At 69.4% G+C, this 26,198-nt stretch carries 25 protein-coding genes and 4 pseudogenes; 11 read left to right on the top strand and 18 right to left on the bottom strand.

The genetic code is table 11. The features are described 5' to 3' along the window. The first annotated feature begins 171 nt into the window (after positions 1-171). Both ACWGE1_RS21310 and ACWGE1_RS21305 read left to right on the top strand, forming a co-directional pair. The gene (locus ACWGE1_RS21310) at positions 172-777 is read left to right on the top strand and encodes a hypothetical protein (protein WP_453422057.1); all 606 of its coding nucleotides are present in this window, start codon (positions 172-174) and stop codon (positions 775-777) included. 239 nt (positions 778-1,016) lie between these two features. Then, positions 1,017-1,139 (top strand): hypothetical protein, encoded by a 123-nt coding sequence (locus tag ACWGE1_RS21305; RefSeq protein WP_453422056.1) that lies wholly within the window; start codon positions 1,017-1,019, stop codon positions 1,137-1,139. 176 nt (positions 1,140-1,315) lie between these two features. Here ACWGE1_RS21305 and ACWGE1_RS21300 read toward each other — a convergent pair whose 3' ends face one another. Further along, positions 1,316-1,960 (bottom strand): helix-turn-helix domain-containing protein, encoded by a 645-nt coding sequence (locus ACWGE1_RS21300; RefSeq protein ID WP_453422055.1) that lies wholly within the window; start codon positions 1,958-1,960, stop codon positions 1,316-1,318. Positions 1,961-2,968: 1,008 nt separating this feature from the next. Here ACWGE1_RS21300 and ACWGE1_RS21295 point away from each other — a divergent pair. Further along, entirely contained in the window at positions 2,969-6,946 is a 3,978-nt protein-coding gene (locus tag ACWGE1_RS21295; RefSeq protein ID WP_453422054.1) for a hypothetical protein, read from the top strand. A gap of 254 nt (positions 6,947-7,200) precedes the next feature. After that, a complete protein-coding gene (locus ACWGE1_RS21290) occupies positions 7,201-7,926 on the top strand; it encodes a leucine-rich repeat domain-containing protein (protein WP_453422053.1) in 726 nt (241 codons plus the stop codon). A 23-nt stretch (positions 7,927-7,949) separates the two neighbouring features. Here the strand turns inward: ACWGE1_RS21290 and ACWGE1_RS21285 are convergent. The 5 genes and pseudogenes from ACWGE1_RS21285 to ACWGE1_RS21265 all read right to left on the bottom strand — a co-directional run. Next, positions 7,950-8,117 (bottom strand): annotated as a pseudogene (locus tag ACWGE1_RS21285) (HNH endonuclease); the annotation flags it as partial. 241 nt (positions 8,118-8,358) lie between these two features. Then, the gene (locus ACWGE1_RS21280) at positions 8,359-9,081 is read right to left on the bottom strand and encodes a hypothetical protein (RefSeq protein WP_453422052.1); all 723 of its coding nucleotides are present in this window, start codon (positions 9,079-9,081) and stop codon (positions 8,359-8,361) included. 107 nt (positions 9,082-9,188) lie between these two features. Beyond that, positions 9,189-9,629 carry a hypothetical protein gene (locus tag ACWGE1_RS21275; protein WP_453422051.1) on the bottom strand — a complete coding sequence of 147 codons (441 nt, stop codon included), beginning with the start codon at positions 9,627-9,629 and terminating at the stop codon, positions 9,189-9,191. 242 nt (positions 9,630-9,871) lie between these two features. After that, a complete protein-coding gene (locus ACWGE1_RS21270) occupies positions 9,872-10,498 on the bottom strand; it encodes a DUF305 domain-containing protein (RefSeq protein ID WP_453422050.1) in 627 nt (208 codons plus the stop codon). Positions 10,499-10,617: 119 nt separating this feature from the next. After that, a complete protein-coding gene (locus ACWGE1_RS21265; protein ID WP_453422049.1) occupies positions 10,618-11,028 on the bottom strand; it encodes a DUF6153 family protein in 411 nt (136 codons plus the stop codon). On the opposite strand from ACWGE1_RS21265, the gene ACWGE1_RS21260 reads away from it, so the two are divergent. Next, positions 11,027-11,392, top strand: coding sequence for a DUF6233 domain-containing protein (locus ACWGE1_RS21260; protein ID WP_453422048.1), 366 nt, complete (start codon positions 11,027-11,029; stop codon positions 11,390-11,392). The genes ACWGE1_RS21265 and ACWGE1_RS21260 overlap by 2 nt on opposite strands. A 512-nt stretch (positions 11,393-11,904) precedes the next feature. On the opposite strand, the gene ACWGE1_RS21255 is transcribed toward ACWGE1_RS21260, so the two are convergent. The 4 genes and pseudogenes from ACWGE1_RS21255 to ACWGE1_RS21240 all read right to left on the bottom strand — a co-directional run bounded on the left by ACWGE1_RS21255 (position 11,905) and on the right by ACWGE1_RS21240 (position 13,814). Further along, complete coding sequence (locus tag ACWGE1_RS21255) at positions 11,905-12,093, bottom strand: hypothetical protein (RefSeq protein WP_453422047.1); 189 nt, start codon at positions 12,091-12,093, stop codon at positions 11,905-11,907. 121 nt (positions 12,094-12,214) lie between these two features. Continuing rightward, on the bottom strand, positions 12,215-13,024 hold the full coding sequence (locus ACWGE1_RS21250; RefSeq protein WP_453422046.1) for a leucine-rich repeat domain-containing protein: 810 nt from the start codon (positions 13,022-13,024) through the stop codon (positions 12,215-12,217). A 59-nt stretch (positions 13,025-13,083) separates the two neighbouring features. Beyond that, positions 13,084-13,302 (bottom strand): annotated as a pseudogene (locus ACWGE1_RS21245) (ATP-binding protein); the annotation flags it as partial. A gap of 80 nt (positions 13,303-13,382) precedes the next feature. Continuing rightward, positions 13,383-13,814, bottom strand: coding sequence for a hypothetical protein (locus ACWGE1_RS21240; RefSeq protein WP_453422045.1), 432 nt, complete (start codon positions 13,812-13,814; stop codon positions 13,383-13,385). 817 nt (positions 13,815-14,631) lie between these two features. Here ACWGE1_RS21240 and ACWGE1_RS21235 point away from each other — a divergent pair. Continuing rightward, positions 14,632-15,501 carry a hypothetical protein gene (locus tag ACWGE1_RS21235; protein WP_453422044.1) on the top strand — a complete coding sequence of 290 codons (870 nt, stop codon included), beginning with the start codon at positions 14,632-14,634 and terminating at the stop codon, positions 15,499-15,501. Positions 15,502-15,850: 349 nt separating this feature from the next. Here ACWGE1_RS21235 and ACWGE1_RS21230 read toward each other — a convergent pair whose 3' ends face one another. Next, positions 15,851-16,165 (bottom strand): hypothetical protein, encoded by a 315-nt coding sequence (locus tag ACWGE1_RS21230; protein ID WP_453422043.1) that lies wholly within the window; start codon positions 16,163-16,165, stop codon positions 15,851-15,853. Positions 16,166-16,520: 355 nt separating this feature from the next. Here ACWGE1_RS21230 and ACWGE1_RS21225 point away from each other — a divergent pair, with 355 nt between their 5' ends. Then, on the top strand, positions 16,521-19,022 hold the full coding sequence (locus tag ACWGE1_RS21225) for a WD40 repeat domain-containing protein (RefSeq protein ID WP_453422042.1): 2,502 nt from the start codon (positions 16,521-16,523) through the stop codon (positions 19,020-19,022). A 495-nt stretch (positions 19,023-19,517) separates the two neighbouring features. On the opposite strand, the gene ACWGE1_RS21220 is transcribed toward ACWGE1_RS21225, so the two are convergent. The 4 genes from ACWGE1_RS21220 to ACWGE1_RS21205 all read right to left on the bottom strand — a co-directional run bounded on the left by ACWGE1_RS21220 (position 19,518) and on the right by ACWGE1_RS21205 (position 21,637). Then, positions 19,518-19,967, bottom strand: a complete 450-nt coding sequence (locus ACWGE1_RS21220; protein ID WP_453422041.1) for a spore-associated protein — start codon at positions 19,965-19,967, stop codon at positions 19,518-19,520. A gap of 430 nt (positions 19,968-20,397) precedes the next feature. Next, a complete protein-coding gene (locus ACWGE1_RS21215; RefSeq protein WP_453422040.1) occupies positions 20,398-20,847 on the bottom strand; it encodes a DUF732 domain-containing protein in 450 nt (149 codons plus the stop codon). A 161-nt stretch (positions 20,848-21,008) separates the two neighbouring features. Then, complete coding sequence (locus ACWGE1_RS21210; protein ID WP_453422039.1) at positions 21,009-21,407, bottom strand: VOC family protein; 399 nt, start codon at positions 21,405-21,407, stop codon at positions 21,009-21,011. A 44-nt stretch (positions 21,408-21,451) separates the two neighbouring features. Beyond that, positions 21,452-21,637: a hypothetical protein gene (locus ACWGE1_RS21205; RefSeq protein WP_453422038.1), complete on the bottom strand. Its 186-nt coding sequence runs from the start codon at positions 21,635-21,637 to the stop codon at positions 21,452-21,454. Between the two features lie 106 nt (positions 21,638-21,743). Here ACWGE1_RS21205 and ACWGE1_RS21200 point away from each other — a divergent pair, with 106 nt between their 5' ends. Beyond that, positions 21,744-22,397, top strand: a complete 654-nt coding sequence (locus ACWGE1_RS21200) for a TetR/AcrR family transcriptional regulator (protein ID WP_453422037.1) — start codon at positions 21,744-21,746, stop codon at positions 22,395-22,397. Here ACWGE1_RS21200 and ACWGE1_RS21195 read toward each other — a convergent pair. Beyond that, a pseudogene (locus tag ACWGE1_RS21195) lies at positions 22,382-22,558 on the bottom strand (transposase); the annotation flags it as partial. The gene ACWGE1_RS21200 and the pseudogene ACWGE1_RS21195 sit on opposite strands and share 16 nt — an antisense overlap. A gap of 285 nt (positions 22,559-22,843) precedes the next feature. Here ACWGE1_RS21195 and ACWGE1_RS21190 point away from each other — a divergent pair. Next, the gene (locus ACWGE1_RS21190) at positions 22,844-23,185 is read left to right on the top strand and encodes a hypothetical protein (RefSeq protein ID WP_453422036.1); all 342 of its coding nucleotides are present in this window, start codon (positions 22,844-22,846) and stop codon (positions 23,183-23,185) included. A gap of 91 nt (positions 23,186-23,276) precedes the next feature. Here the strand turns inward: ACWGE1_RS21190 and ACWGE1_RS21185 are convergent. Then, positions 23,277-23,447, bottom strand: a pseudogene (locus ACWGE1_RS21185) (ATP-binding protein); the annotation flags it as partial. A 126-nt stretch (positions 23,448-23,573) separates the two neighbouring features. Then, on the bottom strand, positions 23,574-23,984 hold the full coding sequence (locus tag ACWGE1_RS21180) for a hypothetical protein (RefSeq protein ID WP_453422035.1): 411 nt from the start codon (positions 23,982-23,984) through the stop codon (positions 23,574-23,576). Between the two features lie 394 nt (positions 23,985-24,378). Here ACWGE1_RS21180 and ACWGE1_RS21175 point away from each other — a divergent pair, with 394 nt between their 5' ends. Together ACWGE1_RS21175 and ACWGE1_RS21170 are read left to right on the top strand one after the other, a co-directional pair. Further along, the gene (locus ACWGE1_RS21175) at positions 24,379-24,630 is read left to right on the top strand and encodes a hypothetical protein (protein WP_453422034.1); all 252 of its coding nucleotides are present in this window, start codon (positions 24,379-24,381) and stop codon (positions 24,628-24,630) included. A 238-nt stretch (positions 24,631-24,868) separates the two neighbouring features. Beyond that, on the top strand, positions 24,869-25,048 hold the full coding sequence (locus ACWGE1_RS21170) for a hypothetical protein (RefSeq protein ID WP_453422033.1): 180 nt from the start codon (positions 24,869-24,871) through the stop codon (positions 25,046-25,048). Positions 25,049-26,198: the final 1,150 nt, after the last annotated feature.

The raw sequence follows: 26,198 nt of genomic DNA, 5'->3' as shown, positions 1-26,198 counted from the left end.
CTGCACGCCACGGACCCGGCCACCGTCTACCCGGCGGTGGCCGCCCGCACGTGCCCGCCCCGTTGTTGTGCGAGCCAGTGGACGGCCGCTTCAGTCGTTGTCAGGGGTGGGTGCGAGGATCCCTGAGGCGGGCCTGAGCTCGCCGATTCCTCGACTCAGGGTGGCTCGGTCTTGGACACGTGGCAGGAGTTGTCGGCGTCGGTGGAGGAGCGCCTGGCGGCCATGTCGTCGGGTGAGCGTGGAGTGTTCGCCGCCGGCACCGCGGAACGGCTCATGAGCTGGCATGAAGCACTGCCTGAGGAGGAGCGGGCGCCGTTCACGATGCGCCTGCGGCCCCTGCTGGACTCCGTGTGGGAGGGCTCCCTCGGGGACTCGACCGCTTTCACGGCAGTGAAGCGGGGCGTGGCCGAGTACATGCTCAGCGAGTACTGCCACAACGATGGCCAGGACGGTCCCGACGATGCGGACGAGAATGCGGCCGCTACGACGCTTCATGCCGCGCATGCCTACCTGTTCGAGTGCAGTGACTTCGCGGTCTGGGCCGGCCGACGGGCTGTGGACGCTGTGGACGAGCACCTTGAGCACCTCGCCGAGCAGGAGGAGGACCTGCCCGACCTCGATGAGGCAACCCTTGCCGAGCTCCAGCGGCAGCTGCGGGATCTCGACCTCATTGCGAACTACTCGAAGGATCTTCGGCTCGCCACCCTGGGGCTGCCCATCGACACTTCGATCCGGCTTCGCATGGAACTGCGGACCCGCCTTTCCAGCCGGGACTGACCAGGCGGACAGCCCGGTCAGTCGGGATCCCGCGCCTTCGTCGGCTACCACGACCGCGCGGCCGCCTTCGACGAGGAACTGAACCCGCTGTACGACACCGGTCCGTGGAACGGGCTACCCTCCGGTGCCAGGCCCGTGACGACCGGCGTGCCCCGGGGCCGGGGCAGCGGTGCCCAGGATCCGGAGCCGGGAACGCCCAGCGCCCGGGCGGCGCCGCCATCCGCCAGCAACTCCTCGAAATGCCTGCCCCCGCGGTCGCGGACGCGCTCGGCTACCACCACAAAACCACCACCCGGCTCCGCAACGAGACCGGCGGCACATGGAGCCGATACGCCCAGGGGATCACGGAAGGTCACCAGTGAGCTGGGCTCCTCGGGGAACCGGCGACGCTTGGCTTGCAGTGGCGTGGGCGCGTTCAGAAATGTTCGCTTGAACCATCGCGAACAGAACAATCGCGAACCACCGACCGAGGGGTGCCGCGTGGTACCCGTCCGATTGGGGCGGCCCGCGCCCTACGTGGCGTCGGAACGTGCTCCTCTCAGATGAGTATCCCTCCGTCTCGCGCGGCCCGTAGCAGAGCCAGCATCGGAGCAGGATCCAGACGCAGGGCGCGGCACAGGGCTACGGTGGTCGCTTCCGAAGGTGGCGGGCCGGTGGGTGAAAGAGCCACACTGACGGTGGTCCGACCCACTTGTGCGCGCTGGGCCAGCTGGGTCCGGTTCAGGCGCGACATGGCCAGAGCGTTCGCCAGCCTGTTTCGAAGTTCCGCCAAAGCAATGGGGTTGGCGACTTCCCGGCCGTCTTCCCGGCCGTCAGGGGGCGAACGCCGTGGGGAAGGCGCATGTGCGTCCAGATCAGCAGCCCTACGTGTAATGATCTTGTCTTGGGTTATGTCCCGCTCCTTCCACCAGGCCGTGAATCCTTTCGCTCCCCGTGGGTCCCATGCCTCAACCATGGCCCGTAGCGTCGTGATTGACGGCAGCCGCGCTCCCGATAGCGCTGCGTAGATGGTGGAGACGCCGCACCGCCAGTTCTCGTTCTCCGCCACCTTGTCTATCTGGAGAGCCGCGACCTTCTCCGGCGTGTCGGCACGAGCCATGGCCCCGGCTTGAAGTTCGCGCAGCTTGGACGCGAACTCGGCTAAGGGATCACCTGACTCGACCTTGCGACGACGATTTGCCATCGAGATGCCTCCCTGCGCAGCACTACAGACCGCCGCATTCTCGGCAACTCTCGCATGACTCCGCATGATTCCAAAAGGGTCGAGGAAGCAGGTAGGCCGCCCAAAAATGAAGAAGGCCCGCCGGACGGACTGTCATCAGGCCGGCGGGCCTCGGATCCAGCCTGCGAAAGGGGACCCTCATGTCCAACGGTACGCGCGTCGCTGCATCGACCAACTCGGCCGGGCCCACACCAACTGCCGGAGCCACTTCCGGTGAAGTCCAGGAGAAGGGCTCGACCGGTCCGGAGAGGGCCGAAGGCCGGGGACGCTGGTTCGCTTCGGCGGCTGTGCGCGGAACCTTCTCCGGTGCGGCGCGCTCAGCCGCAGACTGGGTGATCCGTGTGTTCAGCAACTGATCTCGGCTGCCAAGTCTGCACCCTCTCCCGGAGTGTTCCGAGAGAGGGTGCAGGGAGCGCCGGGCAGAGGCAGGGTGCTGGGCCCTGCCCGGGCCGCGGCTCGCACTTCGGCGGGGCGCGAGCGCGGCGCGGGCTTGCTCCAGGGCGTGGGAGCCGTAACTGACGATCCATTCGTCGGTGAACGTGCGGATCAGGGGGCGTCCGATGCCGACCTGTACGGCTCCGGCTCCGCGCCCGCCCCGGCGATCCGGTCGGACACGCCCACACCAAGCACCGGGCGGCTCGGCTGCTTCATGGTCGTCAGCCCTGGAGCCCGCACCACCGCGACCCGCGCCACGCAGCTGCTTGACGAGGTCGACATCCAAGTTGGACCTCATCCCTCGTGCCCCAGGGTCGGATCAACGCGGCCAGCTCCTCGGCCATCGCCCCGTAAGAGCTCTCGACACGGGGCGACCCGGCCCCACGTTGGTGTCCGCGCACCCCGGGTGTGGTGCGGCCATCGTCGGGGCAGGACCCGGGACACGACCGGCGGGGGCCGGTGGGGTGAGGAGAGGGGGCGAGCGATGACCCTCTGCTGGACATCGACCGCACGGAGTTCACGGAGCGCTGGCGAGTGCTGCGGCAGCGAGACGGCGCCGCCGCGCCGGACGAGCCACTGATCGTCCACTTTGCCGGCCACGGAGTCGTCACTGGCGGGAACCTCTACCTGGCCACCGTCGGCGCCGACACCGAGGAAGTCGACGACACCTGCGTCAACTTCGGACCGGTCCTCGACGCAGCGGAGAACAGCCGCCGCCCGGTGCTCTTCCTGCTCGACGTGTGCGGCGCCGGCCAGGCCGTCACCACCCAGCAGCTGCGCGACATCGCGGCGCGCCGGGCGCAGGGTGACCACCGCAACGCGTGGATCATCGCGGCCTGTTCGGCGGACGAGATCACCAGCGCGGCCCGCTTCACCGCGGCCACCACCGCCGCCCTCCACCAGCTGGCCGCCGGTGAACTCGACCTCTCTCCCACCCTGCCGTACGTGCCAGTGAACGCGCTCGCCGGGAGTATCGACCGTGAACTGGCCCGGACCGGCCGCCGGACCGGCGGGGACGGCGGCGTGGTGTGCACCCCACGCGAGGAGGCGACCGTCGGTGAGGTGCCTCAGTTCCTGCCCAATCCGGCCCACACCCGAGATCCGCAGGCCGCCCTGCTGGACAGCGTCAATCCGCAGCTGCGCGAGTTCGCGAACGCCTGCTCACCCGGCCTGGACCCGTTGCACTTCGCCACCCGGGCCGCCGGTCGCCGCAACCCCGACACCGTCCACTTCGCCGGCTGCAAGAGCGCCCTGGAGCGGATCGAGGGCTGGGTCAACGACTCCTCGTCCGCCCCGGAGCGGCTGCTGGTGGTCACCGGCGCCCCGGGCACCGGGAAGTCCGCCCTGCTGGGGGTCACCGCCTGCCTGACCCACCCCGAGCTCCGGCGTTTCGGCAACCCCGTCCGCGCGGTCGTCCGTTCCTTCCGGCCCCAGCCGGCCGACCGGGTGCTGGCCGTGCACGCCCGCCGGCTCACCCTTCAACAGATCACCGACTCGCTGCACCGCCAGCTGCACCACCAGCTGCGCCTGACCGCGGCGCAGCCGGGCGGGCGTTCCGTCCCGGCGGCCGGCGGCCGGGAGGACGCCTCCGAACACGACGATCCGGTGGACACCGCCGCCCTGGTCGAGGAGATCCGCGGCACCGCCTCGACGTTACTGATCCTCGACGCCCTGGACGAGGCGGACGATCCCCGTGCCGTGCTCGACCACCTGCTCCTGCCGCTGATCGGCGACTTCGCGCGGGATCCGGCCGACTGCCGCGTGCTGCTCGGCACCCGTCCCTGGTGGGACGCCCTGCCCACCCTGCACGAGTACGTCCGCAGCCGCCCGTCGTCCCTCCTCGACCTGGAGCCGAGGACCGCGACGCAGCGCCTCGAGCTCGCCGCGGACCTGTACACCTACCTGGAGGGCGTGCTGGGCGTCGCATTCGGCGAGGCGACTGTGCGCCGCATCGCCGAGCGGATCGCCCAGTACACCGACAGCGGGGCCTTCCTGGTCGCCGCCCTCTACGCCGACCACCTCCTGACCAGCCCCGAGCGCGAGCCGGGCGGACCGCCGTGCAGCATCACCGGGGTCTTCGACCTCCACGTCGACGCCCTCGCCCGCCGTGATGCGTGGATCAGGCCGGTGCTGGACGTCCTCGGTCAGGCATGCGGCGACGGGATGCCGCTGAGCCTCGTCCACGCGGCAGCCCTCGCCCACCGCCGGCGCGCCGCAGATCGGCCGACCCCGCAGCTCGCCGACACCCGGCGCGCGCTGGCCACGGCGGCCTTCTACCTGCGCACCACCGTCGACACCGACCATCGCCTGCTCTACCGCTACTACCACCAGGCGCTCGCCGACCACACCGTCAGGCGGGTCGACCCGGTGGTCCTTCACACGGCACTGTTGGAGACCGTGCCGCGTACGCCGTCCGATGCCCTGGACTGGGAACAGGCCGTGCCCTACCTCACCCGCCATGCGGCCGACCACGCTCGCGCCGCGGGGCCCGCGGCGCTGGACGCCCTGCTGGAGGACGCCCGGTTCCTCGTTCACGCCGATCCGGGACACCTGGCGCCCCAGCTGCGGCACGCGCACAGCGGACGCGCCACCGGCTGTGCCCGGATATACCGGACTTCCACCTCGCACCACCCGCTGCGGCACCGGCCGGAGGCACGCCGCGATCTGCTCGCGCTGGACGCGGCGGTGTGGCGGACCAGCGACCTTGCACGGGAGTTCGCCGCCGTGCCGGTGAACGGGCGCCCGGCGGCGGCGCTGCCGGTCTGGGCCACCGGCACCACGGCCGACCCGGCGCGGCTGCAGACCCTGGTGCACGATTCCATGGTCTGGGCCACCGCCACCGCCGTGCTGCCCGACAAGACCGCCGTCGGCCTCTCCGCCGGCAAGTCGGAGGGCATCGTCGTCTGGGACCTGACGACGGGGCGGCACATTCGTACGCTCACCGGACACGAAAAGGCCGTTCGTGCGGTGACCGTGCTGCCCGGGGAGCGTCCCCTGGTGGTCTCGGCGGGCAACGACCAACGCGTCATCGTCTGGGATCTGACGACGGGACAGTGCCTCCGCACGCTCACCGACCCGGCCGTGGTGCAGCGCAGCCTCGCGTCGCTGACGCTGCCCGGCGGGCGTCCGGCCGTGCTCCTCACGGGCGACGGCGGGCACGTCCGGGTCTGGGATCCGCTCACCGGCGAGGACATCCACCTGTTGGAGGTCACGGCCCTCGTCCGCGCGTTGGCGGCGGCGACGCTCCCCGGGGGCACTCCTGTGGCTCTCGCCGCCGTGGACGCCGACGTCGTGGTGTGGGACCTGGACTCGGGTTCGGTGATCCGCAGGCTCCGGGGCCACGACAGGCGGGCGCGCGTGCGGGTGCTGGGGACGGTGGTGCTGCCGGACGGGAACGTCGCCGTGGTGACCGCGGGCAATGACCGGCGGACCGTCATATGGGATCTTGCCACCGCCTCCGAGGTCCGTGCCTTCACCGGGCACGGCGCTCTGGTGAACTCGGTGTCGGCCGCCACGCTCCCGGACGGGCAGACAGTGGTGGTGGGTGGCGGTCACGACAAGACGGTGACGACCTGGACCGCGACCCTGGCCGACGACGCGCCCGAACGCTCCAACCGTGGGCACCGCGGCCAGGTCCGGGCGCTGGTGACGGCCGTGCCGTCGAACGGCAGGCCCGTGGTGATCACCGGCGGCAACGACAACACGGTGAACGTCAGGGACGTGCCGAGCGGAGCCGACCCCGGGGGCTTCGTCCACAGTCCCCGGGTGTGGTCGCTGGCGACCCTGGTGCGCCCCGACGGAAGCGGCCTGCTGGTCGTCGGTGGCAACAACGGACGGGTCACCGTGTGCGATCTGGAGACGCGCCGGGAGCTCACGAGGCTCGTCTCCGGCAGCCGGGTCATCAACGCGCTGGCCGTGGCATCGCTGCCCGGTGGCCCCGATGTCGCGGTCGCATGGAACAAGGACAGGTCCACCGCCCTGTGGGACCTGACGGCCCACCGGTTCATCCGCGCGCTGCCCGCATCGACCTCGACAGTGGTCGCCGCGACGTCCGCCGTGCTGCCGGGCGGCCAGCCCGTCACCCTGATCGGCTGCGACCAGCGGGTCGTCGTGGCGGACCTCGCCACCGGCCGGCCCCTGCGCACCCTGTGGCACACCGCGACGGTGCTCGCTCTCGCCGTAACGGAGCTCCCGGGCCAGCCGGTGGTGGCGGTGGTGGGGGACCGTGCGGGGCAGATCACAGTGTGGGACCTGCTGGACGGATCCCGGGTGCGGACCATCACGGGCCACGGCGTTCCTGTCCACGCCGTGGCCGCGACCATGTCCGTCGACGGTCGGACCGGGGTGATCGTGGGTGGCGCCGGCCGCCGGGTGGCTGCCTGGGACGCCGGGACCGGCAGGCCGCTCCACCAGCCGTTCCACCTCCCGGGGCCGGTCGCCGCCCTCGCCCCGGTGGGCGACGGAGTGACCGTCGCGTACGACCAGAACGTGGGCTACCTGGCCTGGACGTGATCGGGCCGCCCGCAGGGGAGCGGCAGCACGCTGGTGCAGAGCGTGCCGGTACCGCACCGGTCGTCCCGCAGCTGAGACGGATCGCGTGGGGCGATGAGCACCCCGGCCTCCCGCTTCCGTACCGAGATCGTCGCCGGCCTCGCGATGGCTCTGCGGCCCGGAGCGCTGACGGCGGACGCGGTCGCCCTTGAGGCCGTCGCCGCTGGGTGAGGCCCCGGACGAGAATCGGAGCCCGGACTGGTGACGAAGGGGAGATGGCCGTGAGGCACACACTGAACTTGTGGCGTCAAGAGCTCGGAGAGGTGCCCGAGTCGGTCTGGCGGAAGACCGAGCTGGATGTGTTGATCCTCGCGGACAACGGACTCACGGCCCTCCCGCCGGACATCGGGCAGCTCCACCGGCTGAAAACCCTGGACCTGGGCCACAACGCGCTCACGTCGGTGCCCGAAGAACTCGGCAAGCTGACCGAGCTCAGCGACTGCCTCTACCTGCACGACAACCAGCTGTCTCGGATCCCCGACTCTCTGGGAAACCTGACCCGGTTGCGTTACCTCAACGTCGGTGAGAACTCGCTCACCACCCTGCCGGAGACCATCGGTGCGATGAGCGGCCTCATCGAGCTCAGGGCGCAGCACAACCGGCTCACCGCCCTGCCCGATGCCATCGGCCGGCTCCGCCGCCTGCGTGAGCTGTGGCTCCGTGGAAACGCGATCGAGCACTTGCCGTCGTCAGCAGCCAAGCTGCACGAACTGCGTCACCTGGACCTACGCGAGAACTCCCTGACCGAGGTGCCGGAGTCTCTGGCCGGCCTCCCGCGACTGCGTCAGATCGACCTGCGGGGCAATCACCTCGGCGGGCTGCCCGACTGGCTCACCCTGATGCCCTCGCTGGAGAAGCTGGATCTGCGCTGGAACGGGGTCGATCCCTCCCTGCCGCTCATCAGCGAGCTGGAGCAGCTGGGGTGCGTCGTCTTGACCTGACAGCCACGACCCCCTCACGCAACAGCGCCGTACCGGCACAGCGCGGCCAGGGACGGCGGCAGCCACTCCGCCGGGTCCTGGTCGGCCTTCGACCGGTTCGAGCGGGCCGTCACCGCAACCAGGGAGGCCGGCCGGCGCTGGTCGCTCGCGAACGCCTCCCGCCGGGCCGCCGTCCACGCCGACGCTCCGGCTGGCGGGGAGCGTCATTCCAACGGAGCGGTATTCCTCGACCGTGTGCCGGCGTTCCTCTGCCGGACCGAGAGTGCGCCTGCCGTCCGGGCGGCCCGGGTTGGGCAGGGCCGCCGGACGGGGGCAGCCAGCCACGGTGGCGCTGTACCGGGCCGTAGAGATCGCTTCGATGATCTGCGCGTCCCCGTTGGTGGCCAGCGGGGACGCGATACGGACAGCGCCTCAACGGAAGACTCTGGTCGGTCAGTGGCCGGCGTGTCCGTCGTTGTGGGCCGGGGACGGGGAGGCGGGGTTGGGCAATCCGGAGATACCCGGAACGGGGGTGGTGGCCGGGGAGGAGGTAGTGGTCGGGGCGTGGTCGTCTGCGGCGGGTTCTTCGCCGGTGCCGTGACTGTGACCGCCCCCGGGCGTGGACTCCATCGATGCCGCGACTTCACGCAGGCCGAAGAAAGCGAGGGCCGCGACTGCGACAACGGCCAGGCCCAGAATGCTGAAGATGCGGCGGGTAGGGGTGTCGGCGTCCTTGATGACGTAAGCGATGAAGGAGACGACGATGCCGGCGGGGACGAGGACGGCGCCGCGGACGGGGAAGTCGTCGAAGTGCTGGAGTCCGCCGCTGAGCATGCCTATGCCGAAGGAGAGAAGCAGCGAGGAGCCGATCACGACGAGCATGCGCGGCAGGCCGGGCCGCTCGCGGGTGAGGAGGAACTCGTTGAGGACGGTCGCGGCGAGGAAGACGAGTGCGCCGTAGGCGGCGATGCGGGTGTAGCGGTCGGGGTCGAGGGGGTGGTGAACGACGGCGCCGCTGATGAGTCCGGCGCCGACGAAGTAGCCGACGGAGCCGAGATAGCGGGCGGCCAGCGAACGCTTGTGGGAGGACTGGGCCTTGCGCCGGGCAGCTCGCCCTGCAGCGGGCAGGCCGGGGGTCGGCGGGGTGTGGGCGTCGAGGAGTTGGGCGGAGGTCATGGGTTGGTTCCTTGGGTGCGTACGTGGCTCATCACCCGGCGTGCCGCAGTGGCAGCGGTCCGGGGTTGGCGATGAGAGTCAGGACGGATCGGGACAAAAGCCCGGATCTATACCTGCTGCACCACTGAACTGAGGGAACTGTGCAGGGGAGGAAGGCCGCAGGGCGGGAGCTGGGTCCAGGGTTGCGGCGCAGTCGCGGCGGAGAAGGGAGTCCGCACGGCGATGGCTGTCGGGTGCGGGAGGTCGCAGCTCTGCTGCGGGTGGCCGGAGGCGCACGCTTCCGCTGGGTGCGAGTGGCCGCCGCCTCCGCCGGCGTCGTCACGGCGGTCGTGCTGCTGGGCGTCGTGGTCAAGTGCACCGCCGGTGTCGGCGGGCGCCAGGTGGGGCACCGTGACGGCGCCGCCGGAGACGTGCGCGGAGGCACTGTCGGCTCCGGCCGCGTGGGTGTAGAGGAATGCGAACAGCAGCGCGGCGAGCCACAGCAGCCGCAGCGGGCCCGCCTGATGGCGGGTCCGCGTGGTGCTGAGCGCAGGGCGGGCCGTGATCACGCCGTGACCCTATCCGGTGGCCGGAAGGCGCTGCTCGTTGCCCCCGCTTTTGACCAAACGAAGCGGTGATATCGGCGGGTTCAGGGAACCGGGCGCAGGCCGTCGAGGGTGACGGCGATCAGGCCCCGGCGTGGACCCAACCAAATACCCCCCTTGGGGTTTCCGTGAGAGCCGAACCCAGGCAGAAGGCGGAGGGGTGTGCCAGGCTGTACGGCCCCGGTGCACCCCTCCGCCCGGGTGGGTCAGCTCTTGCCGAGCAGGCCGTTCATCCTGGTGATCTCGGCGGTCTGCGAGGTGATGATGGCGTCCGCCATCGTCTTGGCCTCGGAGAAGGAACCGTCGGCCTTCTCCGTCTTGGCCATCGCCACCGCGCCCTCGTGGTGCTTGATCATGAGCTTCATGAAGGCGGTGTCGAACGCCTTGCCGGACGCCTTCTCCAGGTTGTCCATCTCCTCGGGCGTCATCATGCCGCCGTCGGTGCCGTGTGCGGAGTGGTCCATGGCGCCGTCGGCGGGAACCTGCTCACCCCAGGAGGTCAACCAGCCGGAGAGGGTCTTGATCTCCGGGTCCTGGGCCTTCTGGATCTCGTCGGCAAGCTTCTTGACCTCGGCGGATTCGGCCCTGGTCGGTGCGAGGCCGGCCATCTCCACAGCCTGACGGTGGTGGGGGATCATCCCTTTGGCGAACGCGACGTCGGCCGCGTTGTGCCGGCCCTGGGTGGCCGGATCGGACGAGGAGGCGGAGGGCGACGGGTTGTGACCGTTGTGCCCGGCGGAGGTGTCATCGCTCGACCCGCACGCGGCGAGCACGAGGGAGGCGGCACCCGCGACGGCGACGAGGGCGGTCCGGCGGATGAGGTTCTTGTTCATGGTGGTGAGACTCCTTGATGCGCGCCCGAGCAGGCAGGGCGCGATACGGAATGAGGACGTGCCGGAGCGCGACATTCCCTGCCGGCCATGCCGGGACAAGGGGTGCCGTGCGAGCGGTCCTATATCCGCAGGAGTTGCAGCTCAGCGAGATCGGGCGGTGCACGCCCGCCCTCAGAGGTCCCAGCCGCACTGCCGGTCAGTACCACCGGTGCGGGCCCGGTATCGAGAGCCGCGGCCAGGACGGGAGGCGCGTAGGCGGTGCCGACAGCGGCTGCCGCACACGTGGCATCCGCGTGCTCCGCGTGGCCCATTCCACCGTCAGTGTGCGAGCAGCCGCCGACCACCTGCTGACGAGCATCTTTGTGGGTCATCGCCATGGCGTGGCCATTGGCAGCCGACGGCGCCTTCGCGGACACCGGTCCAGGCCCGAGGCCGTGCATCGCCAGCACACCGGCCAGCACTGCCAGCACCAGCAGCACGAAGCCGCGCCCGGCAGGGCGACGACTCGACGGCTGCATCGTGCTGGTCATGAGGTCATCGTACGATCCGATCCGGCCGCACGGCTCCGCCGCCCCGACCGGGCTCGCTCCGAGCTCCGTCACCAGGCCGTCGCCGCGCCCGGCGGGGAACCCGAGCTCGTCGTGGAGTACCGCGACGGCGCGTTCTCGGTGCGCGCGCCGTCGGCCGCTCCCTGCGCCCCCGCAGTGGTGGATCGAATACGGCATCGGCGCGCGCTGCACCCCGGCGCGCCTCCACACCGGCGACTGCCCCATGACCGGCCGAGCTCGCCCCTCCACCGCGCAGAGCATTCGGCAGATTCCGCTGACCGTGCCCGGCGTCGTGGCATGCCCGCTGTGCCGGCCCGACAACGAGCTGGGCCTGCTCGACAGCTGATTCTCCGACTGCGGTCTTCCGGGCACGGAGGCGCAGCCCTGCCCCGGCAGTCGGACCCGACTACCCAATGGACCAACGGATGGCGGGCGAGGAGGGTGGTGCAGGGGTGGTCCGGTGAGGCTCTACGCCCGCGTCGCGTCACCTGTGGGGCGCCTCGTGCGGCGTTACGGTAAGAGAGGCCGCTCAGGTGAGGGGGCCGGAAGATGCGGGTGGAGGCACTGGCGATTCTGGCTGCAGCTGGCGGCAGCGCGGTCGTACAGGCTGCGGGGACAGACACCTGGAAAGCATTCCGGCGGGCGGTAGCGCGTTGGTTCGGGCGGGTGATGCCCAGAGGGAGCAGGCGGAACTGGAGCGCCTGGACCAGACCGCAACCGCCCTGCAGACTGCCGACGCAGGCCAGGTGGAGCGGGCGCGGCTTGTACAGGAGGCCTCCTGGCAGGCTCGCATCGAGGCCCTCGGAGAACTTGGACGAGGCAGAGCGCGACCAAGCCGCCGAGCAGTTGCGTGCCCTGCTAGCCGAGCACGTCCCCAGCGGCATGCCCGTCAAGGGCATCAAGATGTGCCGAGACCACCTCGGCTGCTCGATCCACGAGGCCCTGGACATCCTCCAGTCCCGCTCTGAGCACCTGCATCGCGAACTTTCGGACGGCCGCATGATGGATCGCGCCAGCCAAGCCACCGGATTCGCTCAGCAGACGCATCGATTGGATGAGACAGGACACCCGCATCGTCGAACGCTGCGACTCTCTGCGATCGCTCCCCAAGATCTGTGCCGGAACAGAGATTTGTTGTCGCCTGTGTGTGCGATGAGGTGCTTGTTGTTCAGTCCCAGTCAGCTGCGGGTTGGCTGACCCGGCCGCCCGTATGCGCGGATTGGACGTACTCCTCGGGCGCCTGGGGAAGGGCGGCCACGCATTGCGGAGAACATGCGTTGACCAGGAGGGGCAGGACATCCGTGGCCACGCGCAAGGAGATCCAGGCCGGGTGGAGCCCGCCTTGCTCTATGGGTTGGTCACAGACGCTGCATGATGAGACCGCTGTCGTGCCCCAGCGGCGTGCGTCCAAGCCTTTTGTGTCGAGGTCTGCGACCGAGCTGCGGGCTTGCGCAAGCCGGGGGAACGGTGCTCGCAGCTTGTAGTTTCCGAACAGAGAACGCGTGCTGACCGTGCTCCTCATGAGCCTGGTGCATCTGGTGATTTCGTAGGGAAACCAGTGAAGCCGGTAGGAGGTGTAAGGGGTGAACTCCTCCAGGCTGCTCATCGCTCCGATCTCGGGTGGGAGTCGGACGAGGTTGCTGCCATGGAGCACGAGGTGCTTGACCGCCGTCAGCTTGCCGATGGCCGGCGGCACAGTGATGACCTGCCGCCGTTCCTCGGGGCTGAGCTCAACAAGGGGACGGAACTCTTCCCGGCCGTCGGCGACCGCCTCGTCGATGAGCTCAAGCAGGTGCTGCCAGCCCGGAGCCGAGGTGTCCTGGAGCTCGGTGTGGAACCCGACGCGAGCACGCGGGTGCGGCTTGCGCTGGTCGAAGCAGCGGCAGGTCTCCCGGTAGGGCTCGCGTCCAGCCGGCTCCGATCCGGACGTTTCGCCCCACCGGTTCACGAAAAGCTGCTGCTCTCCCTCATCCACCATGACGCCAACATACGGGCGCTCTCCTCGAACGGCCCAGCGTTTTGGGGAAGAACTGCTGGTCAGCCAACCTGGGCCCGATCAGATTGGGCTTTGGTGTGGGCGAGGCGGTAGGACTCGGTTCCGGTCTGGATGACGTTCCCGCCGAAGGTGAGGCGGTCGACGATGGTCGCGCAGAGCCGGGGGCCGGTGAACGTCTTGGTCCAGCCTCCGAACGATTCGTTCGAGGTGATCGCAACACTGTTCTTTTCCTCCCGTTCCGTCAAAACCTGGAAATTGAGGCTGCCCGGGCACAGCGCCGCCAAGCTGCGGCGTTTGAGGCCGCCGCCCTGCGTCGGGCTCGAGACCAAAGCCCAGCGATCTATTCCGAGACGTCGGCAGCCGTGCGGTGAAGAACGTGCTTGTCCAGGACGATGGTGTTGCTGTTTCGGACGGAGCCGTGGAGGTCCGAGAGGTTGCCGTCGAGGTGAATGGTCCTTCCCTCCGTGCGGTAGGTGCCCGTGTTGACGCCGATCTTGAAAGCGGGGCAATTGTCCAGGTTGCAGATCACGTTGTTGATCTGCTCGAAACGGCCGTCCGCGGTGAAGGTCAGCTTCTGGATGTAGAAGGTGATTCCCGGGCGGTTCTTGTCGACGGGCTCGGTCCACTGCCCTTGCAGCCGGGCCTGGTGTGCGGCCGGGGCGTCCGCCCCCGGCACCTGGGCGGCGGCAGAGCCACTGGTGGCCGTGATGGCGGCCAGGAGCAGTGCGGTGCCCAATGCTGACTGGATCGTCGTCTTCATCTGCGCGCTCATCCCTTGTTCGTCGGTCCCTGGTCCGTGGAAGACACAGCAGGGTCGGCTTGCGTGACCGGGGGGTGACAACCCCTCGCTTCGGCGCCTGCCGCTGGACAGCCTCCGTGGTGAGTGCTGTCGGCGTTGGCGGGCCCGACCGTATCCGTTCAGATGCCGACCTCGTTCCCCTCGACGGGGACCGCGTCTCGTTTCGGTTGCTCCGCGGACGCGGTGAACACTCCACACCGAACCACAGGGGACAGAGGTACCGGGCCACTTCCGCTATCCGGCATGGGGCACACCGGCGGCCACTGATTGGCCGAGACTCACCACGCGGGGGCATCCCCGCATGTGCGGGGAACAGTCTTGGTGACCTGGGACTTTAAGACTGCGTGCTTCCGTACGGCTCTGGCACCTGCCCGTCGGCGCGGAAGACGACGAAGTCATGGGCGAACACCAGGACCAAGACGTCGTCGCCGAACCGGCGCGGCCGCCCCTCGCTACAGCGCAGGCACGGGTCCGCCGGTGCGGCAAGCCACACGTCACTCCCCCTCCACTTCCGCACCCACCTGGTGTACGCCGCCCACAGCCATCTCCGCTGGTGCGACCCTGGGTTCAGGGTCCCAGGCGGAAGGTTCCAAGGTGCGACCCATGGAGCGGCGCGATCTCGTTTGGCCTCACTTCTCTGAACTCTGGCGCGTGCACGGCTGGGGTCGGTTGCGCACAGGCGGTTGTGCCGCTTTGCGCCTCGCGCCGGCAGGGGGGTGCCGCACGCAGGAAGGCGGCTCGTCCTGTTGGGTCAGGCCCGCTGTCAGAGAGTGTTGGCAAGATCATCGTCATGAATGGCACACGTACCACCCCGCCGCGGCCTGTCGACATCGCCGCGGTCTTCCCCGCGCTGGCCCCTCTGGCCCGCCCAGCGGTCCGGCTGCACCCGCGTCCCGGCTCTCCCACGGTGCACGACAGCTCGATCGGCGGGCCCCTGCTGTGGCCCGCGCAGGAACCTTGGCGGTACTGCCGCATCGAGCATGAAGGCCTCCACCCCTTGGTGCCCGTGGCCCAGTTGTACGCGCGGGACATACCCCTGCTGCGGCCGCCCGGGCGGACCGACCTGCTGCAGGTCCTGTGGTGCCCTTCGGAGCACGCGCCGGACTCAAGCATTCCGATCGAGTTGTCCTGGCGGACCGCCGCGGATGTCACCGACGTGCTGGCCGCGCCACCCGAGCCGTTTGACGCGGACGAGGACCTCTACGTGCCTGTGCCGTGCGTGCTTGCGCCGGAGCAGGTCACCGAGTACCCCGATTCGCTGGAACTCCCAGAGGAGTTGAAGCGGCAGATCACGGACCCCGCGCCCTGGCGGGCGGCGGGCATCGTGGTCGACGATGCCGACCCGCCGGAGCTCTACGACAACGCGCTGTCCCACGCCCCCGGCTGGAAGATCGGTGGCTGGGCCCCCTGGGGACTCACCGACCCCGTCCCGCGGTTCTGTGTGGCCTGCGGTACCGCGATGACGCCGCTGCTGACCATCGCCTCGTCCGAATGGCACCGCAACAGCACGAGCTGGATCCCGTACGAGGACCGGTTCCCCGGCGCATCCGACGACAGTTGGTCCAATCCGCCCGAGATCACGGTGCTGGACGCCAATCACCTCCAGCTGTACGCCTGCCCGGCGAGCGGAGGCCACCCGCACCCCGACCTGGTCCAGTGAGGGCTGCCGCTTCTTCCCCACCTGCCTTCGCAAGGCCGAGAACGCCGCCCGCGCCTTCCGTGCCCGCCAGGTCGCCGCCCAGCGACGCCAGCAGGCACCCGCCCCGGCGTCCGCCGCAGCAGTTGCGCAGCAACAACAGCAGCAGCAGAGCCGGGGGCCCAGGACCGGGCGGGTTCCGGGTATGGCTGTGAGCGTGTCGCCGTCTGATGGCTCGGGCCGTACGGGCCCTGGTCAAGCTGGAGCAAGTGCTGTCGCGCCGGCTGCGCGGCTGGGTCTCGGCGCTCCAGGCTGCGGCCTCGGGAACTGCCTCGCTCCGTCTGCGGCCCGACGACCTCGCAGCCCGCTGCCGTCAGATACCGGCGGCCTGCAGTTGGTCGAAGGTGCCGACCTTCGCTGACCATGCCTGCTGGCCCTGTAGAGGACGCCATCCGATCAGCGAGTCGGAGGTGGCCGTGTCAGGCCAGATCATGTAGCCGAGCATGACGAGCTCGCACCCCGCCGCATGGGCTGCGTCGGCCGGGAAGGTCGGCCAGTCAGGCCAGTGTGAGAGGTCCTTCTCGGCGAGGGGCTCGCCACTGCCCTCGCGAACCACTTGCAGTAGGTAGCCGCTGTCCGCAGCCTTGCAGATGGCAGTGAGATCACGGCGGAAATCGTCAGTCGTCATGGCAAAAAACGCTAACAAGATCAGCGTACTGGCGAAGTGTCGGGTATCGGCGTGGGTGTGGTCTGGGGCTGGACCCCTGACATCGGCCCCCGCGTGCGGCGCTCGGTCGCTACCTCCCATCAGGTCATGTTCCACCTGGCCGGAGCCATGAGAAGAGCGAGCCCCGGCAGCCGGACGGTACAGCCCGAAGTCAGCCCAGCTGGGCGCCAGTCAGTGGCAGAGCCACGACCACAGGAACCCACGGACGGCTATCAATGTCAGTGGCTGTCTGTAGCATCCGTGGCCAGGTTGGTGACCCGTCCACCCGCAGTGGGGAGGGACGGGGTCGTGAACGGGCTGCGAGGAGCGTGTGACGATGGCGAACGGTAACAGGGCCGTCGGGCCGACGCTGGATTCCGACGACGAAGCCGCGCTGTTGCGGCCGTTGGCGTTCGCCGAAGGCGGGGGTCTGCCATTTGCCCTGTGGGTGGTACTGGCACGTGCCCTGTCGGGTCACCCGTGGACGGCTCAGGACGTGAGCGCGTTCCGGGACCGGGCGGGCGAACTCCTGGTCGAGACGCAGACACCGGAGGGTGTGGCCTACCGGTTGAGTGCCCGGGAAGCCCGGTCGGGCGAGCGGCAGACGCAACGGGCCGTCACGAGCGCGTTGCTGGCCGAGGTGCCCCTCGACGAGGACAGCGGGCACCGCGACTGGCTGGCTGCCGCCCCGTACATCGTCAACCATCTCGCCGCCCACGCCGCCGCGGCCGGTGCCCTGGACGAGATACTCGAGGACGCCGAGTACATGGTGCACGCGGCCCCGCGGGGACTGCTCCGCGCGCTCAACATCCCGGGCTCGTCCCAGGGGGCGGTGCGGCGGAGCATTTACCGGGCATCCGTCCACGTCCATGCCACCGCGACCCTGCCCGAAAGACGGGACATCCTCGCCGTCGACGCCGCGCGCCACGGTGAGACCGGCCTCGCCCGGGAGCTGTCTCGCGGCCGCCCGTGGCGGCCGCGCTGGGCGACCGGCACGATGGTCCATCCAGCGCTGCGCTTCACCAAGACGGGACTGGGCGTGGACGCCGTCGCGTGCACCGTCATCGACGGGCGTCCCCACGCGGTGACCGGCTGCTACGACGCCAACGTCCGCGTGTGGGACCTGGTCGACGGAACCGAACGCCTTGTCATCACCGAGGACGACGGGGTCTACGCGCTGGACTGCGTCGAGATCGACGGGCGTCCCCATGTCGTCACAGGAACCTGCTCCGGCAGCCTACGGGTATGGGATCTGGAGACCGGGGTCGAGCGGTTCGCCCTCGGAGGTCACAAGGGCTGGATACACGCGGTGGGCTGCACGGTGATCGACGGCCGGCCGCACGCCGTCACTGCGGGAGAGGACTGCCTGGTCCGGCTGTGGGACCTGGTCGACGGGTCGGAACGTGCGCGGATGTCCGGCCACACCGAGGAAGTACGAGCGGTGGCGTTCACCGAGGTCGCCGGCCGCCCCGTGGCCGTGACCGGGGGCTGTGACAACACGGTGAGGCTGTGGGACCTGGAGGACGGCGTCGAGCGGGCCGTGCTCACCGGTCACACGTCGGCCGTCTACTCGGTGGCCTGCACGGTGATCGACGGCATCCCCCACGCCATTACCGGGAGCGGCGGGGAGCGCGCGGCACGGGTCTGGTGCCTGACCGACGGCTCGCAGCGCGCTGTGCTGGACGGGCACACCTCGTGGATAGCTGCCGTGAGCTGCTTCGACCTCGGTGGACGCCCCCACGTGTTGACCGCCGGTGGTGACTGCACGGTGCACGTGTGGGATCTGACCGAGGACACGGAGCGCGCCGTCCTGACCGGACACCACGGCTGTGTGGACGCGCTGGCCAGCACCGAGATCGACGGGCGCCCGTACGCTGTGAGCGGCGGCCATTCCGCGCCCCCGCGCGTATGGGACCTGGGTGACGCCGCCCTGCCCGCGGGACACAAGGGCCACACCGGGACCGTGCAGGCCGTGGACGCCGTGGAGATCGACGGCCGTCCGCACGTCGTCACCGGAGGCGACACCACAATACGGGTCTGGGACCTGGCCGATGGGACGGAACGAGGCACCCTGCCCCACGGGCACCGTGTGGAGGCGCTGGCGTGCACAACGGTCCACGACAGCCCCTACGCTGCCGTCGGAGGCTGCTGCGGCGTAGCCCGGGTCTGGGACCTCGCCGCAGGGACCGGGCTTCGGGACCTTCCCGGACCCGACCGCCGGGTGGAGACCGTGGCGTGGGCGGACGTCAACGGCCGTCCCTACGTGGTCACCTCCGACCAGGACCGCACCATACGTGTGTGGGATCTGGACGAGGACGTGGAGCGCCCGCTCCGCAGCGACCGCACCCGGTCGGCGGTGCGGGCCATGGAGCCCGTCAGTTTCGACGGCCGCCCCCACCTCCTCACGGGCAGCGATGACGCCGCATTGCGGCTGTGGAGGCTCACGGAGAAGGGCCGACGCGTCACCGCCACCGTCCACACAGGGCACCACTGGATACGGGCACTCGCCGGCACCGTCCTGGAGGGCCGTCCCCACGCGCTGACCGTGGGCGGGAACGACACCGCAGTGCAAGTGTGGGATCTGACGGACGGCACCCTGCGGTCCATCCTTGCGGGACACCCGTCAGGAGTGCTCGCGGTGGCCTGCACCACGCGGGACGACCGTACGGACGCCATCACCCTTGACGGCAGCGGTACGGTCCACGTCTGGGATCTCGCGCCGGCCAGGCTCCGGGAGAAGGTCGCGCTACCGACGCGGGCCCAGTGCATGACCGCCGTCGGCCAAGGCATCGTCATCGGCATGGGAGACGACGTGGTCGTACTTGACCGCAATAGCTGAGGCATGAACGGGGCGAACGGTGAGGCATCCCAAGGCCGCGAGAGCGCGGTAAGGAGCAGGGGCAGGGACCACCGTCGCTCCCTGAGACCAGCAGACCAGCTGCCGGGTACGGCGAGGTCTCCGAACAGGACTGGGCCGAGTTCGAGGAGCACTTTGAGAAGCGGAAGGTCGAGCTGGACCGAGGACCTGTCCGTGGTCCCGGAGGCGGTGGTCCGTTTCGCCGCCGAGCAGCTGGATGTCGGTCCGGGTGAGTGCTGTCGGCCGAACCAGGACCGCAGCTGCTACAGGTGCACCGGCTACGGCTACGGCGACGCGCCGACCGGACGGCTGCGCACCCGAGGGAGGAGGCCGGACGCGCCCTCGCCCCGGCAGAACTCGGCGAGTCTGCCGGGGCGAGCCGGACCACGGCGGTTCCCGTGCGGTCGTCGGGTCGCAGGTCCTGCCCCCGAACGACCGTACGACGGCACGGAACGTCGCGGTCAGGAGGAGCTCGGGTCAGCGGACCTCGGTGACCCGGTGCTCCTTGCGCGCGCCACAGTTGGAGTTGTACACCTGCACGTGCACGTTGCTGATGCCCCCGCCCCAGTCGACGCAGTGGCCCTTGCCGTACACGTAGGCCGGGCCCGCGTACGACGTGTACCGGCCGTAGTCCTCGCCCCGCTCCCAGGTTTCGGGAACCTCGATCCAGAGGGCCATGTCCACGGCCGCACCCGGGTTGTTGCGGATGGTCGCGACGCAGTTCTTGCCGTTCGAGGCGTTGTACGTCAGGTAGACGGTGCCCAGCGAGCCGATGGCGGCCGAGTTCACCGTCTTGTAGGCGCTTCCGCAGACCTTCTGCGGCGTGGTGTTGGGCGCGGCGGTGGCGGGCGCCGCCAGCGCGGTCGTGGCCCCCAGGGCCAGGGCGGCGAATGCGGTGGTGGTAAGGACGGGACGGGTGAATTTCATGTTTCCCCCTGGTCGTCATTGGAGTTGGTCGCTCCTGCATGCTGGGACATGAAGGACGGCGGAACGGTTGCGCATCATCCGCAAAAGATGTGACCGCGCCGCCCTACCGCCCCGCCCGCGGGCCGACGGACGGCCGCACGCGGGCGTCGAGGCGTGGGGATGGTCGGAGCCACGCGTACGCGAACACCTCGTCGACGTCCTTGTCGCCGCCGCGGCTCACCGGGGGAGGTGGTCCGTGACGTCTGCGCCGGCACGGCCGCAGGGCTGGCAGACGTCGGACGAGGAGGCGGGCGCGCTGCTTGCGGTAGGCGCAGGTCGTGAGGTCGGTCCGCTTGGCCACGCCGCCTCCCCGTCTGCGGTGTGCCGCCCAGGGCCCCGTCCCGGGCGGCCGTACCCGCACCCACCCGCACCGTGGTGGTCTGTGGCTCCGTCAGTACGTGGGGCAGAGGTTGGTCTGTACGGCGGCGAGGATGAAGGCGGCCTTGGTGGGGCCAAAGCCGTCCGGATGGTTGGGGCTGATGAAGCGCCGGTTCGTGGACTCGACACGCTTGGTCGGGTCCTTCTCGTCCTTCATGGACTGGCATTGACTCAGCCCGCGGCTGACGGCCTTGTCGTCCTTGCCGTTGACGATCTCGGGGTCGATCTTGTTGAGCGCGGCGAGGTAGATGGCGCGCTGCTCGGGGGCGGGGCCGGGCGGGATGCCGGCGGCTGCAGCTGCGGAGCTGGGCGCCTCGGGGGCGACGCTCGACTGCGATGCGGACGGCGAGGCGGCAACCTTGTCGTCGGGCTTCGGCTCGCTGGTGACGGCCTCGGAGCAGCCGCTGAGGGCGAGGAGGCCGGCGGCGGCGAGGAGGAGGGTGCTGGTGTGGTGTGTGCGCATCGTGTCATGGTGTCGGCGCCGTGACCGGTGCGGGTGGCCTGTGGCTGATCTGTGACGCGTGAAAGCCTCGCACGTTGGCGGGGGTTCTGTGTCCGGGCACGAGGTTCCCCGCTGGGCACTACTCAGGGGCATGGTCAGGATCGGCCTGACATGCTGGGCTGTCAGGCGTTCTCGGGTCCGGGCGGGGTGACCCATTCGACGAACTGGACGATCACGCCGTTGGGGTCGGTGACCTGGAAGAGGCGTTCACCCCAGGGCTCCTCACGCAGCGGCATGGTGATCTCGACGCCCTCGGCGCGCAGTCGCTCCTCCTCGAGCTCGATGCCGGTGGCGGTGAAGGCGAGGATCAGACCGGAGGCGTGCTGGTCACGCTGGTCGGCCGGCAGCACTTCGGTGCCACGTGCGAGCAGGACGATGTCCATCGCGGCGTCGTCGCGCGACAGGGAGGCGAATCCATCGGCGGCGGCCTGCTCGGTGTAGCCGAGATGGGTGGTGAAGAACCGCTGGGACGCGGCGACGTCGTCGACGGTGAGCGAGACGGTGGACGCGGTGATCTGCAAGGTGGTTCTCCTCAGTGGCTTTCGGGTGCCGGGTGGGGTGCAGGTCAGAAGCCGGAGCGGCGCGGCAGGTTGCGGGCCTTCGGGGGGACCCGTCGGGCGGGTGCGGGGAGAACGCGGGCCGGACGCTGGTTGCCGCGGGGTATGGCCGGGGCGCGGTTGTCGCGCTCGGTCAGGATCGGGCCGATCTTGACGGGTGCGATCCGCAGGGCGACAGGGCGGGATTCGAGCATGGGCACATCCGTTCTTCGCTCCAGGGGAAATTTACAACGGACGTAAATTTAACCCGAGTCCCCCGAGGGTGTCAACGTAAAAATGCTACGAGTGTAAGATTGCTCCATGACTACTGATGTCCTCTCTTCCGAGCCCCCTGCCGGCCTGCGTGAATCGAAGAAGCAGGAGACCCGGCAGCTCATCTCCGACGTGGCCACCGGCTTGTTCCTCGCCCAGGGCTTTGAGCGGACCACCATCGCCGAGATCGCCGCCGCCGCGCGGGTGGCGAAGAAGACGGTGACCAACTACTTCCCGCGCAAGGAGGACCTGGCCTTGGACCACCAGGACGCCTTCACCGCGTCCCTGGCCAGTACGGTGACCGGCCGTCAGGCCGGCGAGTCGGCCTCGTCGGCCCTGCGCCGCGCCTTCATCGACGCGACCGCAGCCGCCGATCCGGTCGCCGGGTTCTCCGGTCCCGAATTCGCCCGCATGATCGCCGACAGCCCCACCCTTTCCGCCCGGCTGCGCGACCTGCACGACCTGCGAGAGGCCGCCTTGGCCGATGCCTTGGCCGACGCCACCGACGCACCCCGCGGCGACATCACCCCCCGCACCGCCGCCGCCCTGCTCGGTGCCGTGCACCGCACCCTGTTCCAGCGCATCCAGGAACTCACCCTCACCGGCCAGGACAATGCCCAGATCTCCGCCACAGTCATCGCTGAGGCGGAGAGCGCTTTCGGCCTGTTGGAGCCTGCACTCGGCGACTACGCCGAAGCGTGAGCCAGGCGTCGCTCTCGGCGTTCCGACGGTGCCCGGGCCGTGGGACGCTCGTCGTAGCGGGTGGCGATGCCGCGCCATTGCTTGAGGCGGTGGAAGCAGCGTTCGACGACGTTGCGGCGTCGGTAGACGGCCTTGTCGAAGCGGGCAGGGCCGTTCCCGGCGCCGGTGCGATCCCGGTAGCGAGCGGCGGCCAGCGGGTTGATGGCGTAGATCTCCCTGCCCGTGGCGCGCAGGTGTCCGCGTACTGATCTGAGTGCTCCAGTGCGTGCGCAGTTGTGTGCACCACTGACCCGCCTCGGCGGAGTAGCTCTCATGGACCGTTCCACTCACCGTAGTCTCGTGCCGTGGTCGACGAGCATGGGGCAACCGACGCCTTCAAGAACTGATGCACGAATGCGGCGCTGACGCTGGAATCCTGCGTCAGCTACTTCATCGAGCGCATCTCGTTGGACGAGTCCAACGAGAACCGCAAGGACAACACGCTGGACGTATGGCTGCGCGAGGGGCCGTGGAAGCCCGACGTAGTGATCTCGCTCTCCAATCTCCACTCGGTCCGCCGGTGGGAACCCGGACTGCGTCCCTCCTTCGTCGACGGGATCTCCCTCGTCCACCTGCCGGAGCTGCCGCTGCCCTGGCCTGCCGAGGCGGTCGGCCGACTCGATCGCTCCGAGGGCCTGCCCGAACTGGTCTGGCTGAGGATCACTGGACCGATCGAAGTCGACGCTGTGGCCGCGATCGTGACCGTTTACCAGGCTCAGAGCGACGATGCGGCCTCCGTGCTCCGATGACAGCCTGAAGCCGCTCGACGGCTCAGGCAGCAGCCAATCATCGGTGAGTCGGGTCAACTGCTCAGGCGACGTCGGTTTCGCGGTCGATGGCCTGGAGGCGGTGGTCGTCGCGGACGGCGAGTTCCTCGGCGAGGATCAGGTCGGGGAAATCGAGGTAGCCCATCTTCGCCTCGTCCGCGCGCTTGGCGTACTGGTTGAGGCCCTCGGCGAGGTGGGGCAGTGGGGCGTCACCTACAGCGACGACAACCTGGCGGACGCCCACGCCCGAGCCGCGGGCATCTGGTTCACCACGACCGGCACACACGCCGAGATGGAGTGCCTCAGGACTCGGTAGGATCAGCGGCTCCACTTTGAGAGGCTGGCTCTCTGAGCCAGCCGCCAGAGCCGTTCACTTCACTGGGCGGTTCTCACTCTGGTTGTACTTGGTGAGCATGCTGAGGGAACTCCGACCCGCACCCCAGAATTCGACGCTCCCAGTGCAGGTTGCGCCACCCTCGTCATCGGCCACCCAATATTTTTCCCAGCCGCCGAATTTTCCCTCTTCTTTCACGAAGTAGCCGGGGCGGAAGGTCTGGGCGAACGCCTTTACGGCCACCATGATCTCTGATTCCCGGCGGCTGCGTTCCTCCAATGAAGCCTTGTCGTAATAGTTGGCCGGGGGCAAATTCGCCTCTACACGCAGCACCGGCGCAATGTACTTCTTGTCCGCGCAGCCGAGAAATCCGGCCGACACGTATGCCTTCCGAACAGATTGGGCCACCAGGCCCTTGGTTTCGTCAGGCAGCTGCGAGGCGGCCACCCAGGTATGTATGTCATGAGCTGTGACGTCGGCGAAGTGGGCGTGGATGCCATCCGAGCGCACAGGAGGCGGAGCGTCTTCGCTCCCACACGCCGTCGTCGACACGACCAAGACTCCACCGGCGAGTACTGCGGCCAGCCAGCGCTTCAACTCTGCCCCTCCCACTGCCACCAGCCCAGACAAATGCGCGCCTGAATACTCCAGTGGTCCCAGGCGCGCATCTTAACCGGCACTGATGCCAGGCCGGCTAGGCCTCCATTGGCGCCGATAGTTTGCGCGTTAACACAATTCGCCCATATGTTTTAGCTGTGACAATTGGATCAATTCGAGGATGGATGCATGTGGACAACAAGGTGGAGAGCGACGCGGACGACGCCGTGTTATTGAGAGCAGCATGTCCGCCATCGACCTGGGTGCGGCCGTAGCCCACGCCATCCACGCCCGCAAGAACGTCCCTGCGCGCGATCGGTGGCGCGCCATCAACCAAGCCGTGAAGAGTTTGCCCATCGCTCAGGACTACGCCGGCTTCAGGGGGCGCCGCCTCGCCATGCGCCCCGCATTCTTCACCGCCACCGTTCCCGGGTCTCCGGCCTCTCCTTCGGCGTTCGGCGGGCGGCATCTCAGGGAATCGCCCATGAACTGGTGAGGCAGTTCCGTCATTCGTGGCTCACTCGCACTTCGCCCGGACTGCATCACATGGCATCTCGCGAGGAGCACAGTGTCTGGGAATTTCCTTTCCAGCGGAGAGCTCCCCGCGATGGGAACCGCCGCCGCAACCAGTTTCGTCGTCCGCGCCCCCGTGGCCGACACGCTGCGTCAGCAAGTCCGGCAACTCAAAGGGCGCCTCCGCGGAACCCGCGACGGCCAGCCACCGCAGTGCCGTCATGGACCGCGACGCCCTCGGTGCCCAGGGCGGGAAGGTCTACCGGCAGTACACCAACGCCCCGGAATCCAACGCCACCGGCCGTAACGTCACGCTCCTGCCCAGCAAGTTCGTCACGGCCTCCGGCCCCGGGGCGATTCCGTCGCTCCCGCGACGGTTCCGTCTCCCGGCCTCGGAGTAGCCCGCCAGACCAACCCGGTCTTCAACTATCGACAGCGGGGACGTCAAGTGAGCAACGTTCAGTATCTCGCCCCCTGGGCGTCCCCCAGGCGGGCACGACCACCTAGGGCGGCGGAGGACGCACCGACATCGTTGGCGCACGCAACTTCCTCGACGCCAAGCGCCTGATGGCCACAGGTCGAACGCCGACCGCCGAGTACCCCGACGGCTACCTCGGCACCCTCAACTCCCGGCACAGCGACCGACTCGGCGACAGGGCACTGGGCAGCCGGCCGACGCGCAGCGCCCAAAAAGAACTACACCCGCGGCGTGCACAAGGGCGAGCGTGCCGACCCCATCGACTACCTGTGGCCCGACGACTTCAACCCGACAGCCGCCCTGGAGTACCAGGCGCGCGGCAAGAAGTGGACCGCCCACGGCGACCGCCTTCCTCGTCCCGCCGATGACCGGGGTGTAGCCGATCACCGACCGCCCGGCGGACGTAGAAGCTCTCCACCTCCAGCTTCGCCCTGTACGTCGGTTCAGCGCCGCGGGCGAAGCTGCTGGCAGGTGAGGAGTGGGAGCAGGCCAAGCCGACCGTGCTGGCCTCCCCAAAGAACCATTTCAGACCTTTGTGCAGCCCGGCGGAATCGCCGAGACGTCCACCGCGCCCATCCCGAGGGTCGAGATAGTTGGCCGGTTGGTACTGCGGCCCATCCGTGTCCCGGGCCGGCCGCCCGGGGGAGGGCCGGGCTCCGTCCGTCGGTCGGCGGTTCCGTTGGTTGCGGGGGCGCGCCCATTCTCACGGGAGTGAGAGTGCCGGGAATGCCGTTGCAGTCCTCGGTGACGTAGTCGAGCCTGATCAAGCCAGTCGTCGCCGGTGGTGTTCCACTCGGTGTCGGTGAGGTAGCCGGGTGCGGCGTCCGCCAGCCACGAAAGTGGGGTGTGGGGGCCGGCGCCGAGACGGCGGGCGTCCATCGCGGCGTGGATCAGGGCCCGTGTCGCGCCCCAAGCGGCGCGATAGCGGCCCATCAGCACGGGCACCCCGGCCAGGTACTGCGTGACCTGGTGACCATGTGCGCGTTCAGCGGCCTTCTCGGGCGATCGGTCCGCGACCGGTACCCCGGACGGGCCGCCGGGCGAACGTCTGAGGGCGGTCCGTGGCGCTGCGG

This window comes from Streptomyces sp. NPDC054932, assembly GCF_053610205.1.
The sequence above is the reverse complement of the archived record's forward strand: the minus strand, read 5'-3'. Positions and strand labels throughout refer to the sequence as shown.

Excerpts from the sequence above, each read along its gene's own strand:
- ACWGE1_RS21220 (WP_453422041.1), bottom strand. The coding sequence starts at position 19,967 with ATGAAATTCACCCGTCCCGTCCTTACCACCACCGCATTCGCCGCCCTG.
- ACWGE1_RS21170 (WP_453422033.1), top strand. The coding sequence starts at position 24,869 with ATGGACCGCGACGCCCTCGGTGCCCAGGGCGGGAAGGTCTACCGGCAG.
- ACWGE1_RS21200 (WP_453422037.1), top strand. The coding sequence starts at position 21,744 with ATGACTACTGATGTCCTCTCTTCCGAGCCCCCTGCCGGCCTGCGTGAA.
- ACWGE1_RS21290 (WP_453422053.1), top strand. The coding sequence starts at position 7,201 with ATGGCCGTGAGGCACACACTGAACTTGTGGCGTCAAGAGCTCGGAGAG.
- ACWGE1_RS21230 (WP_453422043.1), bottom strand. The coding sequence starts at position 16,165 with ATGACGACTGACGATTTCCGCCGTGATCTCACTGCCATCTGCAAGGCT.
- ACWGE1_RS21265 (WP_453422049.1), bottom strand. The coding sequence starts at position 11,028 with ATGACCAGCACGATGCAGCCGTCGAGTCGTCGCCCTGCCGGGCGCGGC.
- ACWGE1_RS21240 (WP_453422045.1), bottom strand. The coding sequence starts at position 13,814 with ATGAGCGCGCAGATGAAGACGACGATCCAGTCAGCATTGGGCACCGCA.
- ACWGE1_RS21225 (WP_453422042.1), top strand. The coding sequence starts at position 16,521 with ATGGCGAACGGTAACAGGGCCGTCGGGCCGACGCTGGATTCCGACGAC.
- ACWGE1_RS21205 (WP_453422038.1), bottom strand. The coding sequence starts at position 21,637 with ATGCTCGAATCCCGCCCTGTCGCCCTGCGGATCGCACCCGTCAAGATC.
- ACWGE1_RS21280 (WP_453422052.1), bottom strand. The coding sequence starts at position 9,081 with ATGACCTCCGCCCAACTCCTCGACGCCCACACCCCGCCGACCCCCGGC.
- ACWGE1_RS21300 (WP_453422055.1), bottom strand. The coding sequence starts at position 1,960 with ATGGCAAATCGTCGTCGCAAGGTCGAGTCAGGTGATCCCTTAGCCGAG.
- ACWGE1_RS21305 (WP_453422056.1), top strand. The coding sequence starts at position 1,017 with ATGCCTGCCCCCGCGGTCGCGGACGCGCTCGGCTACCACCACAAAACC.
- ACWGE1_RS21215 (WP_453422040.1), bottom strand. The coding sequence starts at position 20,847 with ATGCGCACACACCACACCAGCACCCTCCTCCTCGCCGCCGCCGGCCTC.
- ACWGE1_RS21235 (WP_453422044.1), top strand. The coding sequence starts at position 14,632 with ATGAATGGCACACGTACCACCCCGCCGCGGCCTGTCGACATCGCCGCG.
- ACWGE1_RS21175 (WP_453422034.1), top strand. The coding sequence starts at position 24,379 with ATGTCCGCCATCGACCTGGGTGCGGCCGTAGCCCACGCCATCCACGCC.
- ACWGE1_RS21260 (WP_453422048.1), top strand. The coding sequence starts at position 11,027 with ATGAGGTCATCGTACGATCCGATCCGGCCGCACGGCTCCGCCGCCCCG.
- ACWGE1_RS21250 (WP_453422046.1), bottom strand. The coding sequence starts at position 13,024 with ATGGTGGATGAGGGAGAGCAGCAGCTTTTCGTGAACCGGTGGGGCGAA.
- ACWGE1_RS21255 (WP_453422047.1), bottom strand. The coding sequence starts at position 12,093 with ATGCGTCTGCTGAGCGAATCCGGTGGCTTGGCTGGCGCGATCCATCAT.
- ACWGE1_RS21270 (WP_453422050.1), bottom strand. The coding sequence starts at position 10,498 with ATGAACAAGAACCTCATCCGCCGGACCGCCCTCGTCGCCGTCGCGGGT.